Source organism: Inhella proteolytica, assembly GCF_016093275.1.
GTDB lineage: Bacteria > Pseudomonadota > Gammaproteobacteria > Burkholderiales > Burkholderiaceae_C > Inhella > Inhella proteolytica.
This window is the reverse complement of record NZ_JAEDAK010000014.1, coordinates 66,250-82,453: the sequence shown is the minus strand read 5'-3', so window position 1 is coordinate 82,453 and position 16,204 is coordinate 66,250. Positions and strand designations below refer to the sequence as shown.

Annotated in this window: 11 protein-coding genes and 2 tRNA genes; 8 read left to right on the top strand and 5 right to left on the bottom strand. The window is 70.5% G+C overall.

The features are described from left to right. Positions 1-35 precede the first annotated feature (35 nt). Both I7X39_RS17760 and I7X39_RS17755 read left to right on the top strand, forming a co-directional pair. Entirely contained in the window at positions 36-1,835 is a 1,800-nt protein-coding gene (locus I7X39_RS17760) for a DUF1800 domain-containing protein (protein WP_198112506.1), read from the top strand. A 12-nt stretch (positions 1,836-1,847) separates the two neighbouring features. After that, positions 1,848-3,236: a DUF1501 domain-containing protein gene (locus I7X39_RS17755; protein WP_198112505.1), complete on the top strand. Its 1,389-nt coding sequence runs from the start codon at positions 1,848-1,850 to the stop codon at positions 3,234-3,236. 9 nt (positions 3,237-3,245) lie between these two features. Here I7X39_RS17755 and I7X39_RS17750 read toward each other — a convergent pair whose 3' ends face one another. The 5 genes from I7X39_RS17750 to ppc all read right to left on the bottom strand — a co-directional run bounded on the left by I7X39_RS17750 (position 3,246) and on the right by ppc (position 11,811). Continuing rightward, on the bottom strand, positions 3,246-5,654 hold the full coding sequence (locus I7X39_RS17750; RefSeq protein ID WP_198112504.1) for a YCF48-related protein: 2,409 nt from the start codon (positions 5,652-5,654) through the stop codon (positions 3,246-3,248). A 115-nt stretch (positions 5,655-5,769) separates the two neighbouring features. After that, entirely contained in the window at positions 5,770-7,155 is a 1,386-nt protein-coding gene (locus tag I7X39_RS17745; protein ID WP_198112503.1) for a serine/threonine-protein kinase, read from the bottom strand. Further along, positions 7,155-8,027 carry a Tll0287-like domain-containing protein gene (locus tag I7X39_RS17740; RefSeq protein WP_198112502.1) on the bottom strand — a complete coding sequence of 291 codons (873 nt, stop codon included), beginning with the start codon at positions 8,025-8,027 and terminating at the stop codon, positions 7,155-7,157. The genes I7X39_RS17745 and I7X39_RS17740 overlap by 1 nt, the downstream gene beginning before the upstream one ends. Then, positions 8,024-8,914, bottom strand: coding sequence for a FecR family protein (locus tag I7X39_RS17735; RefSeq protein WP_198112501.1), 891 nt, complete (start codon positions 8,912-8,914; stop codon positions 8,024-8,026). The genes I7X39_RS17740 and I7X39_RS17735 overlap by 4 nt, the downstream gene beginning before the upstream one ends. 68 nt (positions 8,915-8,982) lie before the next feature. Continuing rightward, on the bottom strand, positions 8,983-11,811 hold the full coding sequence (gene ppc, locus I7X39_RS17730; RefSeq protein ID WP_198112500.1) for a phosphoenolpyruvate carboxylase: 2,829 nt from the start codon (positions 11,809-11,811) through the stop codon (positions 8,983-8,985). Positions 11,812-11,923: 112 nt separating this feature from the next. Between ppc and hemC the strand changes: the two genes are divergently transcribed. The 6 genes from hemC to I7X39_RS17700 all read left to right on the top strand — a co-directional run bounded on the left by hemC (position 11,924) and on the right by I7X39_RS17700 (position 16,179). Then, positions 11,924-12,844 carry a hydroxymethylbilane synthase gene (hemC, locus tag I7X39_RS17725; protein WP_198112499.1) on the top strand — a complete coding sequence of 307 codons (921 nt, stop codon included), beginning with the start codon at positions 11,924-11,926 and terminating at the stop codon, positions 12,842-12,844. Beyond that, a complete protein-coding gene (locus I7X39_RS17720; RefSeq protein ID WP_198112498.1) occupies positions 12,844-13,590 on the top strand; it encodes a uroporphyrinogen-III synthase in 747 nt (248 codons plus the stop codon). Before hemC ends, I7X39_RS17720 begins: the two co-directional genes overlap by 1 nt. A 10-nt stretch (positions 13,591-13,600) precedes the next feature. Continuing rightward, positions 13,601-14,677 (top strand): uroporphyrinogen-III C-methyltransferase, encoded by a 1,077-nt coding sequence (locus I7X39_RS17715; protein WP_232352034.1) that lies wholly within the window; start codon positions 13,601-13,603, stop codon positions 14,675-14,677. Beyond that, positions 14,677-15,924 (top strand): heme biosynthesis HemY N-terminal domain-containing protein, encoded by a 1,248-nt coding sequence (locus tag I7X39_RS17710; protein WP_198112497.1) that lies wholly within the window; start codon positions 14,677-14,679, stop codon positions 15,922-15,924. The genes I7X39_RS17715 and I7X39_RS17710 overlap by 1 nt, the downstream gene beginning before the upstream one ends. 38 nt (positions 15,925-15,962) lie before the next feature. Continuing rightward, positions 15,963-16,039: transfer RNA gene (locus I7X39_RS17705), tRNA-Arg, on the top strand. Positions 16,040-16,102: 63 nt separating this feature from the next. Continuing rightward, positions 16,103-16,179, top strand: a tRNA-Arg gene (locus I7X39_RS17700). The last annotated feature ends 25 nt before the right edge of the window (positions 16,180-16,204 follow it).

Here is a 16,204-nt window from a genome sequence, read left to right as displayed (position 1 = left end):
CGGCCGCCTGGAGCGGCCGCTTCTACATTCGGCGCATGCAAGACCCAGTGCCGAATGAAGTGGACGTGGCCGAGGCTCCGGCGCCCGAACTGAGCTCCGAAGCCCTGCTGGGCGCGCTGGGCGCCGCCGCCTTGCTGACGGCCTGCGGTGGGGGTGGCGGGGGTGGCGGGGGTGGCGGCGGCGCACCGTCCCCCGCACCGGCTCCCGCTCCGCCGCCAGCACCCAGCCCACCCCCGGCGCCGGCACCTTCGCCAAGCCCTTCACCCGCCCCCAGCCCGGCTCCCACGCCGGCGCCCCCACCCGCACCGGCACCACCCAGCCTGGCCGCGGCGGAGGCCGCGCGCTTCCTGCTGCAGGCCGGGCTGGATGCCCGCCCCGCCGAGATCGCCGCCGTCCAGGCGCAGGGCATCGCACCCTGGCTGGACGCGCAGCTGGCACGTCCGCCCGAAGGCAGCAGCCGCTACGACTGGATGGTGGCCAAGGGCTATGCCGTCGAGGCCAACAGCAACAACTTCAACGGCGCTGACGCGGCCATCTGGCGCAAGCTGCTGACCGCCACCGACCCGGTGCGCCAGCGTATGGCCCTGGCCTTGTCCGAGATCCTGGTGGTCTCGATGAATGGCCTGCCCATCCCCTGGCGTGGTCTGGCCATCGCGCACTACGCCGATCTGCTGGAGCAGCACGCGTTTGGCAGCTACCGCCAGCTGCTGGAGGCGGTGACCTTCAGCGTGCCCATGGGCAGCTACCTGAACCTGCGTGGCAACCGCAAGGAAGACCCGGCCACCGGCCGCGTGCCGGACGAGAACTACGCCCGCGAGGTGATGCAGCTGTTCTCCATCGGCCTGCTGCTGCTGAACCCGGACGGCACGCCGCAGCGCGTGAGCGGCCAGCCGGTGGAGAGCTACACGCAGGCCGACATCACCCAGCTGGCGCGCGTGTTCACCGGCTGGGACAGCAACCGCGCCGGCAACGACGACTACGAGTACGTCAAGCGCCCGATGATCCATGTGGCCAGCCGCTTTGCCGGCGGCGACAAACAGGTGCTCGGTAAGACCATCCCCGCCAGCGCCGATGGCCCGGCCGCGCTGCAGCAGGCGCTGGACATCCTCGCCAACCATCCGAACGTCGGCCCCTTCATCGGCCGCCAGCTGATCCAGCGCTTCACCCAGAGTCACCCCAGCCCGGCCTATGTGGCGCGCGTGGCGGCGGCCTTCAACGACAACGGCCGCGGCCAGCGCGGTGACCTGAAAGCCACCTTGCGTGCCGTGCTGCTGGACCCCGAGGCGCGCGCCGCACCCAGCGGGGTGCAAGGCGGCCGCCTGCGCGAACCGGTGCTGCGCTTCGTGCAATGGGCGCGCACCCTGGGCCTGAACTCGCCGGGCGACCTCTGGGCCATCGGCGACACCTCCGACCCCGCCACCCGCCTGGGCCAGAGCCCCTTCCGCAGCCCCACGGTCTTCAACTTCTTCCGCCCCGGCTATGTGCCCTCGGGCGGGCCGCTGGCCGCGCAGGCTGTCACCGTGCCCGAGTTCCAACTGCTCAACGAAAGCAGCATCGCGGGCTACCTGAACACGATGCAGAACTGGATCACGAATGGCGTGGGCGATCTGCGCCCCGATGTCTCGGCCCTGATCCCACTCGCCGCCGATGCCGCCGCACTGCTGGCCGCGCTGAACCTGCACCTGGCGGCCAATGCCATTCCGGGCGCTGTGCTCAGTCAGCTGGCCACGGCCGTGGGCCAGATCAGCGCCGGCACCGACAGCGGCAAGCTGGCCCGCGTGCGCGCCGCCCAACTGCTGGTGCTGGCCAGCCCCGATTACCTGATCCAGCAGTAGGCAAAGCTCGCCATGCACATCAACCGCCTGCCCGAACTGCGCCGCCGCGCCTTTCTGCGCCGCGCCAGTCAGCTGGGTCTGGCCGGCGCCGCCGCGCCCTGGGCTCTGAATCTGGCCGCACTGGGCGAGGCCGCCGCGGCCGACGCCAGCGGCGGCTACAAGGCCCTCGTCTGCGTCTTCCTCTACGGCGGCAACGACCAGAGCAACACCGTCATCCCCTACGACACCGCCGGCCACGCCAGCTACACCACGCTGCGCGCCGGCCTGGGCCTGGCGCGTGACACCCTGAGCGCCACGGCCCTGACGCCGCGCCTGGCCTTGTCCGGCGGCACCCAGCTGGCGCTGGCACCGCAGCTCGCGCCCCTCAAGCCCTGGTTCGACAATGGCCAGATGGGCGTGCTGCTGAACGTCGGCCCGCTGCGCGCGCCCACCAGCAAGGCCCAGTACCAAGCGCGCTCGGTGCCGCTGCCGCCGCGCCTGTTCTCCCACAACGACCAGCAGTCCGTCTGGCAAAGCAGCGAGGCCGAGGGCGCCACGCGCGGCTGGGGCGGTGCGCTGGGCGATCTGTTCCTGGCCAGCAATGCCACCGCGGCCTTCACCTGCATCAGCACCAGCGGCAATGCCGTCTACCTGGCGGGCGATCAGGCCATCCGCTACCAGGTCTCGACCAATGGCGCGGTGCCCATCAATGGCGTCAAGTCCGCGCTCTTTGGCTCCACCGCCTGCCAGCAGGCGCTGCGCAGCCTGCTGACCACACCGCGTGGCCATTGGCTGCAGAACGAGATCACCCAGGTGGCCGGCCGCGCCATCGACGCCGAGGCGCGTGTGGCCGCCGCGCTGGCGGGGGCCAGTGCACTGCAAACCACCTTCCCGGCCACGGGCCTGGCGCGCCAGCTGCAAGTGGTGGCGCGCCTGATCGCCGCGCGCGGCGCCCTGGGCGTGCAACGCCAGGTCTTCATGGTCTCGCTCGGCGGCTTTGACAACCACGATGACCTGACGGCCAACCACCCGGGCCTGCTGACGCAGATCGGCGGCGCGCTCGCAGCCTTCCAGGCGGCGATGGTGGAGCTGGGCGTGGCCAACCAGATCACCACCTTCACCGCCAGCGAATTCGGCCGCACGCTCACCAGCAACGGCAATGGCAGCGACCACGGCTGGGGCAGCCACCAACTGCTGCTGGGCGGCGCGCTGCGGGGTCAGCGCTTCTGGGGCAACTGGCCCGTGCTGGCCCACAACGGGCCTGACGACGTGGGCCAGGGCCGCCTGATTCCCAGCACCAGCGTCGATCAGCTCGCCGCCACACTGGCGCGCTGGATGGGGGTGGCAGACAGCGAGCTGGCCCTGATCGCCCCCAACATCGGCCGCTTTGCTGCGCGCGACCTGGGTTTGTTCACCGCCTGAGCGGCCCGCTCAGCGTCCGCCCGTGGCGGTGCTCAGCAGGGTTTCTGGTGCGCCGCCGGCGATCCAGACGGTCTGGGCGTCCAGTGCAAACAGGGTGGCGAGGCGGCGCTCGCTGCCGCTTTGCTGCCGCTGCCAAGTCTGGCCGCCATCCTGCGTGCTGAACAGCAAACCGCGCTCGCCGCTGATCCAGCCGGTCTGCGCGTCGCCAAAGGCGATGTCCAGCAGGCCGGTCGTGCGGGTCAGCGGCTCGGGCTGCGCCGGCAGGGCGATGGTCGTCCAGCTGCGCCCCTGGTCGACGCTGCGCAGCACGCGCGGCTGGCCGAGGGCCGGCAAGGCCCAGGCGCGCCCCAGGCGATCGAAGCGCACCCGACCGCGCTCCAGCCCAGCCTCGGCAGGGGCTTTCTCCCAATGCTGGCCGCCGTCCTGGCTGTGCAGCAGCTCGCCCGCCTGGGTCAGGGCCACACCCTGCCTGGCATTGGCAAAGTCGAAGTCCACCATGTTGCCGAAGGCCGGCAAGGCCTGCCACGTACGGCCGCCGTCGGCACTTTGATGCAGGCTGTTGCTGCAGAAGGAGCTGAGCCCCGGACAGTTCACCGTCAGCTTGAAGGCGGCTGAGTCGTCGAGCACGCGCAGCACGCTCACCACTTCGCCAGGGCTGCCGAGCTCCTGCCAGTGCAGGCCGCGATCCTGCGAGCGAAAGATCCGACCCTCGGCCAGCGCCCAGGCCTCGCCGGACTTGCGCAGTTGCAGCTGGCTAAAGGTGCGAGTGGCTGGGCCCAGCACCGTGGCCCAGGCCCAGCTGCGGCCACCGTCTTCGCTGCGCCAGACGCTGCCATCGCTCTTGAGCATCAGCCCCGATTGCGCGTCGAAGAAGCCAAGGCCGTCAATCCGGCGATGCTCGTCTTCGGCGCCCGCGCTGCCGGGCAGGGGCTGCCAGGTGCGGCCCAGGTCTGCCGAGCTATACCAGCGCCACGCGCGCCCCTCGCCAAAGCCGGCCAGCAGGGTGTCCGCGCCGCTGCGGCGCAGCGTCTGCGGCCGGCCGGGCTCGCCGGGTACCTGGACCGCCACCGCTGCGGTGTTGCGCGTGTCCCAGAGCATGGTGGTGCCGGCCTGCACGAACTGCACCGCACCGCTGTCCAGCAGCGGCTCGTGCTCCCAGAACTGGTTGAGCTGATCGGCCAGCGGTGCGCCCACAGGCTGCCAGCTGGCACCGCCATCGCGGCTGCTCAGCACCAGGCGGGTCAGTTCCTGCCCCGCTGCGCTGAAGTAGCCACCGCTCTCGAACAAGGCGATGCCTTGCCCACCCGGCCCCAGGCGCAGGGCCTTGAGGAGGCTGTCGGCTGGCAACTCGGGCGGCCATTCGATGGGCGCGCTGCTGAACTGCAGCCCGCCGTCCTCGCTGCGGCCATGGCGCAGCGCCTGCAAGCCAGTCTGGCCACGATCCGAGGTGATGCGATCCACCCGGAGCGCGCCGCTGCTGGCCAGGGCCAGAACGGGGGTGTCGAAGTTGCCGGGGCCGTGCCAGGTCTGTCCGAGGTCGAGGCTGACGGCCTGCCAGTAGCGATCCCAGATCTGGCCACCCTGTCCCACGGCACTCGCAAAGGCGGAAACGCTGCGCCAGTTGCTGCCTCCGTCTGTGCTGACGGCGACCTGCAGGAAGGCGAACGGCCCTTCGGCCGTGCCGCTCGCAATCAAGGTGCGCGGACCGTGCAGCCACAGATCCCCCAGGCGGCCCAGCGGCAAGCGGCCCCGGTCCAGCCAATGCATGCCGCGGTCCTCGCTGGCCAGCAGGCGCAGGTCTTCGGTGACCGCAAAGGCGGTGTCGTTCGCCCCCGCGCGCACCCAGCGCAGCGCCGCCGATGTGGGGCTGGGCAGCACGACCCAGCTGCGCCCGCCATCCTCGCTGCGGCTTAGCTGGCCGGTAGCGCCAACGGCCAGGCCCCATCCGGATTCGGCGAAGTGGATGTCATGGATTTCATGCACCGCCCGGGTGGGCATCTGCCAGCACCAGCCGCGCGAGTCAGTCTGGCTGCAGTCCCGACCGATCAGGCGCTGGAAATGCCCGACTTCCACACGGGTCTGCAGCGTGCGCTGCTGGCCCGCGCCGTTGCGCAGGGTCAGGCGAACCTCGTACTGGCCGGGCTGGGCGAACGGATGCTCGACCTGCACGGGCGAGCTGCTGGTGCCGCTGTCGCCGAACTGCCAGTCCCAGCTCAGGTCCTGCGCGTTCGCCGCGCCGGCCAGGCCAGACAGCTGCAGGGTGATGCGCTCGCCCGCCTCGGCCCGCTGCGGCGCCTGCAGGCTCAGCGTGTCGGGAAGCGGGGTCGGGGCAGGCGCTCGGGAGCCCCCGCCGCAGGCGATCAAGCCCGCGCACAAGCTGGCCAGCGCCAGCCAGAGGCGTTGACGAATCGAAGCCATTCAATCTCCCTGGAATTTGTCGTGCCCACTCGGTGGGGCCGGCAGTCTAGGGTGATGACCGGAGGCCTCGGTAAGGGCTCGTGTCTGGGTCAGGGGGGGACGAAGCCCCCGGGCCTCAAAGCCGGTCCAGCTCGGTCAGGAAGCGCTGGCGCTGCACCGGGTCGTTGATGGCCTCGGCCAGGCGCGCGGCAAAGACCTCGCGCGGGCTGCTGGCGGCCTTCTTCACCAGCACCCGGGCGATGGGGCCGATCAGCTGCGCCAGCAGCTTCTCGGCCTTGGCTTGCAGCTCGGGGTCCACCTCGGCCAGCCGGGTAGCCGAGACCGAACCGGTGGAACGGCCGGCCCCTTGCGCGATCTGCTCCAGAAAGGCGTTGCGAGCGGTGTCGTCGGCCACTTGCTCGGCCAGGCGCTGGCAGAGATCGGGCAGGTCGGCACTCTGGCGCGCGGTGCGCCGCACCATCACGGCCGCCAGCGGGCCCACATGGCGCGCCAGCGTCTGTTCGACCTGGCTCAGTGCCTTGGCGTCGAAATGCGTGGGTGGCGGCGCGGCGCCGGTGGAGGCTTCGCTGCCGCGCGTCACCAGCTGGGTCTTGTCGTCGGCCGGCACCTGTGGGCGGCGCAGCGGCACGGCGATGACGGTGGCGTCCGACACCGTGGCCGCCAGCGGCGTGCCGATGCCCTGCGTGAGGGCCGTGCGGAACGCCGCCGCATTGGCAAAGCGGTCCTCCGGGTCCTTGGCCAGGGCCTTGGCCACGATGGCGTCGTAGCCGGGCGGCCGGCTGAGGCCGAACTCCAAGGTGGAGGGCGGCCGCGGCGTTTCGTTCAGCACCTTGTGCATCAGGCGCTCGGTGCTGCCCACGAAGGGCTGCTGGCCGGTCAGCAGCTGGTAGAGCAGCACGCCGGCGGCGTAGAGGTCGACGCGCCGGTCGATCGGGTTGCCCAGGAACTGCTCGGGCGCCATGTAGGAGGGCGTGCCGATCAGGCCGCCGGCCAGCGTCAGACCGGCGGACTCGATGCGGGCGATGCCGAAGTCCGCCACCTTGAGCTTGCCGCCGCGCGTCATCATCAGATTGGCGGGCTTGATGTCGCGGTGCCAGACGCCCTGGTCGTGCGCATGCTCCAGCGCGTCCAGCAGCTGCGTCATCACGCTGAGGATGTCCTCATCGGTGAAGCGCACCTTGCGGCCCAGGTAGTGCGAGAGGTTGCTGCCCTCGACGAACTCCATGGCGATGAAGGCCACGTCCTCGTCCTGGCCGAAGTCGTACACCGCCACGATGCCGGGGTGCTGCAGGCGCCCGGCGGCGCGCGCCTCGTTGCGAAAGCGGGCGGTGATGGAGTCCGCCGCGTCCGAGCCGTCGTCGAGCGCGCGGCGGATGGTCTTGAGCGCCACCACCCGACCGATGTCGGGGTCGAAACCCTTGTAGACGACGCCCATGGCGCCTTCGCCCAGCACCCCGCTGATCTGGTACTTGCCGAGCTTCTCAGGAAGAGGCAGCGGCATCAGCTTTCCAACATCTTCATGGCTTGGACGACGCTGGCGCGCATACGGGCGAAGGACTGCGCCAGCGTGCCGATTTCATCGCTGGAACCGGTGGCGAACTCGGGCGCTTCCAGGTCGCCCTGGCTGACGCGGTCGGCCAAGGCCGACAGGCGCGTGACCGGGCGCACCACGAAGGCCCAGATGGCGACGTTGAGCAGCACGCCCACGGCCACGAACACGCCCACCAGTGCGCTGATGAAGAGCTTGAACGAGCGCTCGGCGCGCTCCAGCGGCAGGTTCATGGGCACGGACATGATCTGCGCCCCCACCACCTCGTTGTGCGCCCAGCCGAAGCCGTTGGCCGGGCCGTATTTGTCCACCATGGTCTTGGGCGCGGCTTCCACGCTGGAGTGGCAGCGCAGGCAGGCCGGGTCGGTGATGCGCAGCGGGCGCGAGATGAAGAGCGAGCGACCCATCGGCGTGTCGCGCTCACCGACGAATTCCTTCAGTTCCCCGTTGCTGCGGAACTGGCTGACGATGTCCACCTCCCAGCCCACGGCGCGGTCGCGCGGGTTGGTGGGGTTCAGCGTGGCTTCCTTGTAGGCGAACTCGGGGTGTTTGGCCTGCACGGCCGACAGCACCTCCACGGCTGAGTAGCTGGGCACCGACTGCGGCAGGAACTCGTACTTCATCTGCGTTTCCAGCAGCGGGGTGATCTGCTTGCTGGTGTAGGCACGCACGGCCACGGCCTTGTCCATCATCAGGCGGGCGCTGTTCAGCACCTCTTCGCGCGCGTTGTCCTGCAGCATGTTGCGGGCAATCAGCCCGCTGCTGCCGATGCCCAGCAGCATGGCCAGCACGTAGAGCAGGTTGAACTTGACGAGCAGTTTCATGGGCGAACTCCGGAGGCGGGGGCCGAGGCGGGTTTTTGGAATCGTTCGGGAAAGAGCACCGGCTCCCACTCGGGGTGGGCGCCGAGGTTCTTGGCGACTTCGGCGCGGAAGGCCGGGTCGCGCACCAGCGGGGCAAAGCGGCGCGGGAACTCGCGTCGCAGGCCGGGCTCGGCCTGCAACCAGGCGGCCAGGTTTTCGTAGCGCGGCGCGGGCTGGGCGGCGGGCGTGGGCGCGGCGCCGCTGAAGCGGGCCAGGCGCGGCGGGATGGGGTCGCGAAAGGCGCGCGGCACGGTGCGCAGCCAGGCCGGGTCCGGGCGGGGCAGCAGCTCGCCGCCCTTGCTGCCCTGGCGCTGGTAGCTGGCGCCGGCGGCCACAAGTTGACGGGCCTTGGCGCCAGCGCGTTCGATCAGCTTGACCGAGCCGCCTTCACAGAACAGCGCCACCTGGCTGGCGCTGACCTGCAGCACCACCGAACCCGATGTGGGTTCGAGTTCGAGCAGCGGGCTGAGCAGCCCGCCGTGCGGCTGCTTGGGCCCGCTTTGCAGCTTGACCCAGCCCGACAGCAGGTACAGCCCGGGCGAAGCGGTGCCGCGCCGGGGCGGCTGCAGCAGCGCGCGGCTGCCGGGGCCCAGGTCGATCAGGCTGCCGTCCGCGCCCTCAAGGCGCAGCAGGCCGGTGTTGGCCCCGGTTTCGATCAGCGCGCCGGCGGCCAGCCGCAGGCCTTCCTGAGCGTCAAAGGCCTGCGCGCCGATCACCAGCGCCGCCGGCCCTTCCAGCAGGGTGAGCGTGAGCTGAGCGCCTTGCGCCCCTTGAGCGCCCGCCAGCCCCGGAACGGAGGCGCAGGCCGCCAGCCAGCTCCTGCGTGTGCAACCCCAAGCCCTGCGCAATTAGCGCTCCCTGTCTGTTTGAAGAGCCTGGGATCGTACTGGGCAGGGCCTGTCGGCTGCCCCTGGGTTCAACCGGTGTTGCGCAGGCCCGCGGCGATGCCGTTGATGGACAGATGAATGCCGCGCTGCACGCGCTCCATCACCGTCGGGTCGACCTGCTTGTCACTCGACAGCTGGCGGTAGCGCCGCATCAGCTCCACCTGCAGGTGGTTCAGCGGGTCGATGTAGGGGAAGCGGTGGGCGATGGAGCGCGCCAGCGAAGGGTTGCCGGCCAGGCGCTGCGTCTCGCCGGTGATCAGGCCCAGGGCCTCCTCGGTACGCGCGAACTCGGCCTTGATGGCGGCAAAGATGCGCCGGCCCAGCTTCTTGTCCTCCACCAGCTCCACATAGCGCGCGGCCAGTTCCAAGTCGCTCTTGGCCAGCACCATGTCCAGGTTGGAGAGCAGGGTGCGGAAGAAGGGCCACTGCTTGTGCATCTTGCGCAGCAGGCTCAGACGCTGGGTGCGCTCCTTCGTGCCTTCCTCGCCCAGGTAGGCCATCACGCCCGAGCCGAAGCCGCACCAGCCCGGCAGGGCCACGCGGGCCTGGCCCCAGCTGAAGCCCCAGGGAATGGCGCGCAGGCCCTCGATGGCCTTGGGGCCGCCGCCGCTGCCGGGGCGCTTGGCCGGGCGCGAGCCGATGTTGAGTTCGGCGATCTCGCGGATCGGCGTGGCGGCGAAGAAGTAGTCGGCAAAGCCCTCGGTCTCGTAGACCAGGCGGCGGTAGGCACCGAAGCTCTCGTCCGACAGGGTCTGCGCGGCCTCCAGGAACTTGGCCGGTGCGTCTTGCGTGGGGTGCAGCAGGCTGGCTTCCAGCGTGGCGGCCACCAGGGTTTCCAGGTTGCGCCGGCCAATCTCGGCGTTGGCGTACTTGGAGGCGATGACTTCACCCTGCTCGGTCAGACGGATCTGCCCGTTCACCGTGCCTGGGGGCTGGGCCAGGATGGCCTGGTAGCTCGGGCCGCCGCCGCGGCCCACGGTGCCGCCGCGGCCGTGGAACAGGCGCAGGATCGGCCCGCCGTGGCGGGCGCGCAGCTCGTCGAACAGCTCGACCAGGGCGATCTCGGCACGGTAGAGCGACCAGTTGCTGGTGAAGACGCCGCCGTCCTTGTTGGAGTCGGAGTAGCCCAGCATCACGTCCTGCTCGCCGCCGCTGGCCATCACCAGCTCGGGGATGCCGGGCAGGGCGTAGAACTCGCGCATGATGGCCGGTGCCTCGCGCAGATCGCCAATGGTCTCGAACAACGGCGAGACGATCAGCGCGCAGTGCGCGTCTTCACCCAGGCGACCCCGCAGCAGGCCGACTTCCTTGCACAGCAGCAGCACTTCCAGCAGGTCCGACACCGACTCGGTGTGCGAAATGATGGCGTGGCGGATGGCGTCGCGCCCGAACCGTTGCAGGGCTTCCTGGGCGGCCTCGAACACCGCCAACTCGCCCAGGGACTTCTCGCTGTAGGCGTGGCCGATGACGCGCAGCGGCCGCGCCTCGCCCAGCAGTCGCAGCAGCAGGGCGCGCTTGGCCAGTTCGTCGAGCGCGCTGTACTCGGGCTCGATGCGCGCGGCCAGCAGCAGTTCGGCCACGACGGCCTCGTGCTGGTCGCTGCTCTGGCGCAGGTCCAGGGTGGCGAGGTGGAAGCCGAACACGCTGAGGGCCCGCATCAGCGGTGTCAGGCGCGGGGCGATCAGGGCATCCGCATGGTGATGGCGCAGCGAGGCCTCGATGGTGCGCAGATCGGCCAGCAGCTCCTCGGGGTCGCGGTAGGCGTCCTGCGGCGCCACGGCATGGCGCAGGGCCTCGGTGCCGGTCAGCTCGTGCAGGGTGGCGGCCAGGCGCGCGTACATGCCGGTCAGCGCGCGGCGGTAGGGCTCGTCCAGGCGGTGCTCGTTGCGGTCCGGGCTGCGTTCGGCCAGGGCCTGCATCTCGGGCGTGATGCGCGCCAGGCGCGCCGAGATCGACAGCTCGGCGCCGAGCTCGTGCAGCTCGGTCAGGTAATGGCGCAGCACCACTTCGCTCTGGCGCTTCAGCGCATGGCGCAGGGTGGCGGCACCCACATTCGGGTTGCCGTCGCGGTCGCCGCCAATCCAGTGGCCCATGCGCAGGAAGGCGGGAAGGTTCTGGCCGGGCAGGGCGGCTTCCAGCTCGGCGTACAGGCGCGGGATTTCGCTCAGGAAGGTGGCCGGGTAGTACGAAAGCGCGTTTTCGATCTCGTCTGCCACCGTCAGCTTCGAGTAGCGCAGCATGCGCGTCTGCCAGAGCTGGGTGATTCGGGCGCGCATCAGCTCCTCGTTGGCGCGCTGTTCGCGTTCGCTCAAGGGCGCGTCGCGCTGCGCCAGCAGGTGGGCGATGGCGCGCTCGGCGTCCAGGATGGACTTGCGCTGCACCTCGGTGGGGTGGGCCGTCAGCACCGGTGAGATGTGCGCGCGCTGCAGCAGGGCGCCAATTTCCACCGGCCGCACGCCGGCGCTGTGCAGGGCCTCCAGGCTGTAGGCCAGCGAGCCCGCCTGCAGATGCCCGGCGCGCTCATGGTGTTCGCGCCGGCGCACATGGTGCCGGTCCTCGGCCAGGTTCGCCAGGTGCGAGAAGTAGCTGAAGGCGCGGATCACCATCACCGCCTGATCGGCCGAGAGGCCCTTGAGCAGGCGATCGAATTGGCGACCGGCTTGCTGGTCCTGCCCGCGCCGCCAGGCCACCGAAAGTTGGCGGATGCGCTCCACCAGCTCGAAGGCTTCGCGGCCCTCCTGGTCGCGGATCACCTCGCCCAGCAGGCGGCCGAGCAGGCGGATGTCCTCGCGCAGCGGCTGATCCTTGTCGGCTTCAGGTTGGGCAGCGGGTGCTTTGGAGCGGGCAGGGCGTGGCATGGTCGATGTAACTTGAAAAGGCCAAAACAATGTAACCGAGTTACTTTGACGTTCGGCAAGAGTTTCCTCCCCAGGGCGAAGCCGCCTTCGCCTGCCAGATAGCATCCTGCGCATGAGCGAAATTCTGCGAATTGCCACCCGCAAAAGCCGTCTGGCCCTGTGGCAGGCCGAGCATGTGCGAGACCGCCTGCAAAACGAGTGGGGCGTGCAGGTCGAGCTGGTGCCTCTGAGTACCCGCGGTGACGAAATCCTCGACCGCAGCCTCTCTAAGGTCGGCGGCAAGGGCCTGTTCGTGAAAGAACTGGAAGTGGCGCTGGAACTGGGCGAGGCCGATCTGGCCGTGCATTCGCTCAAGGACGTGCCGATGGCGCTGCCCGATGCCTTCGCCCTGGCCTGCGTGATGGAGCGCGAGGACCCGCGCGACGCCTTCGTCAGCCCGGGCTTTGCCAAGCTGGACGATCTGCCCCAAGGCGCGAAGGTGGGTACCTCCAGCCTGCGCCGCGCCAGCCAGCTCAAGGCACGCCGGCCCGATCTGGAAATCCTGCCGCTGCGGGGCAATCTGGACACCCGCCTGCGCAAGCTCGACGAAGGCGGTTTTGACGCCATCGTGCTGGCCGCTGCCGGCCTGAAGCGCCTGGAGCTGGGGGAGCGCATTCGCTCGCACTTTGCGCTGGACGAACTGATCCCCTGCGCCGGCCAGGGCGCGCTGGGCATTGAGGTACGCGCAGGCGACCACGCGCTGCGCGAGCGCCTGGCCAGCTTGGCCCATCAGCCGACCTGGCTGGCCTGCGCGGCCGAGCGCGAGGTCTCGCGCCGGCTGGGGGGGAGCTGCTCGATGCCGCTGGCGGCCCATGCGCAATGGCAGGGCAGTGCACTCTTCTTGAACGTGGCCCTGGGGGCGCCTGAGGGTGAACAGGGTGCGCTGCTGCGCGCCCAGGTGAGCGGGCCGGCCGCCGACCAAGCCGCCGCCGAGGCCCTGGGCGCCCGCGCGGCCCAGGCCTTGTTGGACCAGGGCGCCCAGCTCCCCGCCTGATGCGCGGCCCCCTGGTCCTGACGGCACCGCAGGCCCAGCAAGCGCGTTGGCGCAGCGCGCTGCAGGCGCTCGGCGTGCCGGTGCAGGGTCTGCCCCTGATCGTCATCGGCCCCGCGGCCGACCCGGACGCCGTGGCCAAGGCCTGGTCTGCCCTGCGGCAGGCGCCGCGCCTCGCCGTCTTCGTCAGCCCCAGTGCGGTGACGGCGCTCGACGCGGGCGATTGGTCCCGCTGGCCGGCAGCCACCTGGGCTGCCTGCGTGGGACCAGGCACTGCGCATGCCCTGCGCGAGCGGGGTGTGGGCCAGGTGCTGTGCCCCCCGGAGGACAGCGAACGCTTCGAGTCCGAATCCCTCTGGCCGCTGCTGGAGCGGTTGGGCGGCTGGCGCGATGCGGATGTGCTGCTGCTGCGCGGCGACGGCGGCCGCGAATGGCTGGCCGAACGCCTGGTGGATCAGGGCGCCAAGGTGCAGGCCCTGTCGGTCTACCGGCGCATGGCGCCACCCGCCGAGGGCGACTGGGCCCGGCAGGCCCGGGCCCTGCGTGCTCAGCCGGCGCTGTGGCTGCTGACGAGTACCCAGTCGCTGGAGCACGGCCTGCAGCTGGACGTTTTTGGCCCCGGTGCCACGGTGCTGGCCTCGCACCCGCGCATCGCAGCCGTGGCGCGCAAGGCCGGGCTGGCGGTGCGGGAACTGCGCGCCGACCCCGAGGCCGTCGCCCAGGCCTGGCGGCACTGGGCCGCTGCCTAGAATCTTCCGGATGTCTGCCGAGACCCCCCAATCCCCCGAACCCAGCCCCGTTCCGCCCGCCAACCCGGGCCCGCGCGCCCCTGCAGCCCCCTGGTGGATGGGGGCCGTGCTGGCCGGCCTGAGCCTGGCCGCACTGGGCCTGGCTTGGCAGTCACAGACCCGGGTGCGCGAACTGGAGCAGGAGCTGGTGCGCCGCCAGGCCGGCACGCAGAGCCTTGCCGGTGAAGCCCGCCAGGCCGCTCAGCAAACTCAGGAACAGGTGCGCGACCTGGCTGCCAAGCTGGCCTTGGCCGAGGCGCGTCTGGCCGAGGTGGCGGTGCAGCGCAGCCAGCTGGAAGAGCTGCTCTCTTCGCTTTCGCGCTCGCGCGACGAGAACGTTGTCGGCGACCTGGAAGCCAGCCTGCGCCTGGCCAGTCAGCAGGCGCAGCTCTTTGCCAGCGCCGAGCCGCTGGTGGCGGCGCTCAAGCAGGGGGAGGAACGCCTGCAGCGCCACAAGCAACCGCGCCTGGAGGGTGTGCGCCGCGCCATGCTGCGCGACCTCGATCGCGTCAAGGCCGTGGGCGCGGTCGACAACGCCACGCTGGCACTCCGCCTCGATGAAGTGACGCGCCTGGTGGACGAGCTGCCCCTGCTGGTCGAGCCGCAGCGCCTGCAGCGCGCAGCGCCTGCCTCGGCGCCGGCCAAGCCGGCCAGTGCACCGGAGCCGCGCTGGCAGGAATGGCAGCGCTGGCTCGGCCTGCGCGCGGGCGAGGCCTGGAGTGAGGTCAAAGACCTGGTGCGGGTGACCCGCATCGAGCATGCCGACGCCATGCTGATCGCGCCCGAGCAGAGCTATTTCCTGCGCGAGAACCTCAAGCTGCGCCTGTTGAACGCCCGCTTGGCGCTGATGTCGCGGCAGTACGAAGGCGCTCAGGCCGACCTGCGTGCCGCACTGGGCCTAGTGGAGCGCTACGCGGACGCCCGCCAGCGCCGCACCCAGTTGGCCATGGAGTTGCTGCGCCAGGTGCAGGGCCAGGCCCGGCCTATCCAGCTGCCCCGGCCTGAGGACAGCCTGGCCGCTCTGGCCGCCGTGGCGGGTGTGCGCTGATGCGCGGCATCGTCTGGTTGATCCTGCTGTTCACCGCTGCCGCGGTGGCGGCGCTGACGTTGGGGCGCAATGACGGCCTGGTCAGCTTGTTCTGGTCCGGTTGGCGCGTCGACCTGTCACTGAACCTCTTTCTGCTGCTGATGGTGGGCGCCTGCCTGCTGGTGTTCGCCCTGCTGCATACCCTGAGCCTGCTGTTCGGCCTGCCCGAGCGCGCCCGCGCCTGGCGGCTGGCCCAGCGCGATCGCGGCGCGCAGCAGTTGCTGCGCGAGGCGCTGGTGTCGCTCTGGGGCGCGCGCTTTTCGCGTGCCCAGCGCGTGGTGCAGCGCCTGCTCACACTGAACGCCAAGACCCCCGAGTTGCAGGCCGATGCCGGTGCGTTGGCACTGGCGCACCTGTTGGCCGCCGAAGCCGCGCACCGCCTGCAAGACCGCACGCGCCGCCAGGAGCAATGGGACACCGCGCTGCGGCTGTGCGCCAGCCAGGGCCAAGCGCGCGCCCATGAGGAAGCCGCCCGACTGATGGCCGTGGGCTGGGCCCTGGACGACCGCGACGCGCCCCGTGCACTGGACCTGCTGGCCGAGTTGCCGGCCGGTGCCGCGCGCCGAACGCAGGCCTTGCGCCTGCGGCTGCAGGCGGCCCGCATGGCCGAGCGCCCGCTGGAGGCCCTGCGCACCGCGCGTCTGCTGGCCAAGCACCAGGGCTTTTCCGCCGGCGTGGCGCAGAGCCTGATGCGCTCGCTGGCTTTCGATGTGCTGGCCAGTGCGCGCGATGTCGACCAGTTGCGTGGCCTGTGGCTGCAACTGGATGCGAGCGACCGGCGTGATCCCTTCGTGGTGGCGCGCGCCGCCGAGACCATGGCCGCGCAGGGTGCCGCGGCCGATGCACGCGCCTGGATTCGTCCGCTCTGGGATCAGCTCGCCCAACTCAGTGAGGAAGAGCGCGGCGTGCTGGCTGATGCGCTGGCCCTGTGCACGTCGGGCATCGGGGCCGATTGGCTGGCGCGCCTGGAGGAGGCCGTTGCGCGCTTCCCGCGCAATGTGCAACTACCGCTGGCCCTGGGTCACACGCTGGCCGAATTGCAGCTCTGGGGCAAGGCGCGACAAGTGCTGGGCACGGCAGCCGAAGAGCAGCGGCTCAGCGCCAACCAGCGCCGCCGCGCCTGGTTGCGCATGGCAGAGCTGGCCGAGCAGTTTGAAGACAGCGAGCAGCGGCTGCATTGCTTGGAAAAAGCCGCGCGCGCCACTTGATGATCATTCAAATTTCTTGTTATAGTCTCTGTCTTTCGGCGGCTGTAGCTCAGTTGGATAGAGTACTTGGCTACGAACCAAGGGGTCGTGGGTTCGAATCCTGCCAGCCGCGCCAGAAATTGTTGGAATCAAGAAGAAATTAGAAATCGCAGATCCCGGCCCGCCGGGTTTATGCAAAGCGGCTGTAGCTCAGTTGGATAGAGTACTTGGCTACGAACCAAGGGGTCGTGGGTTCGAATCCTGCCAGCCGCGCCAACATCTGAACGGGTCGATGCTTCGC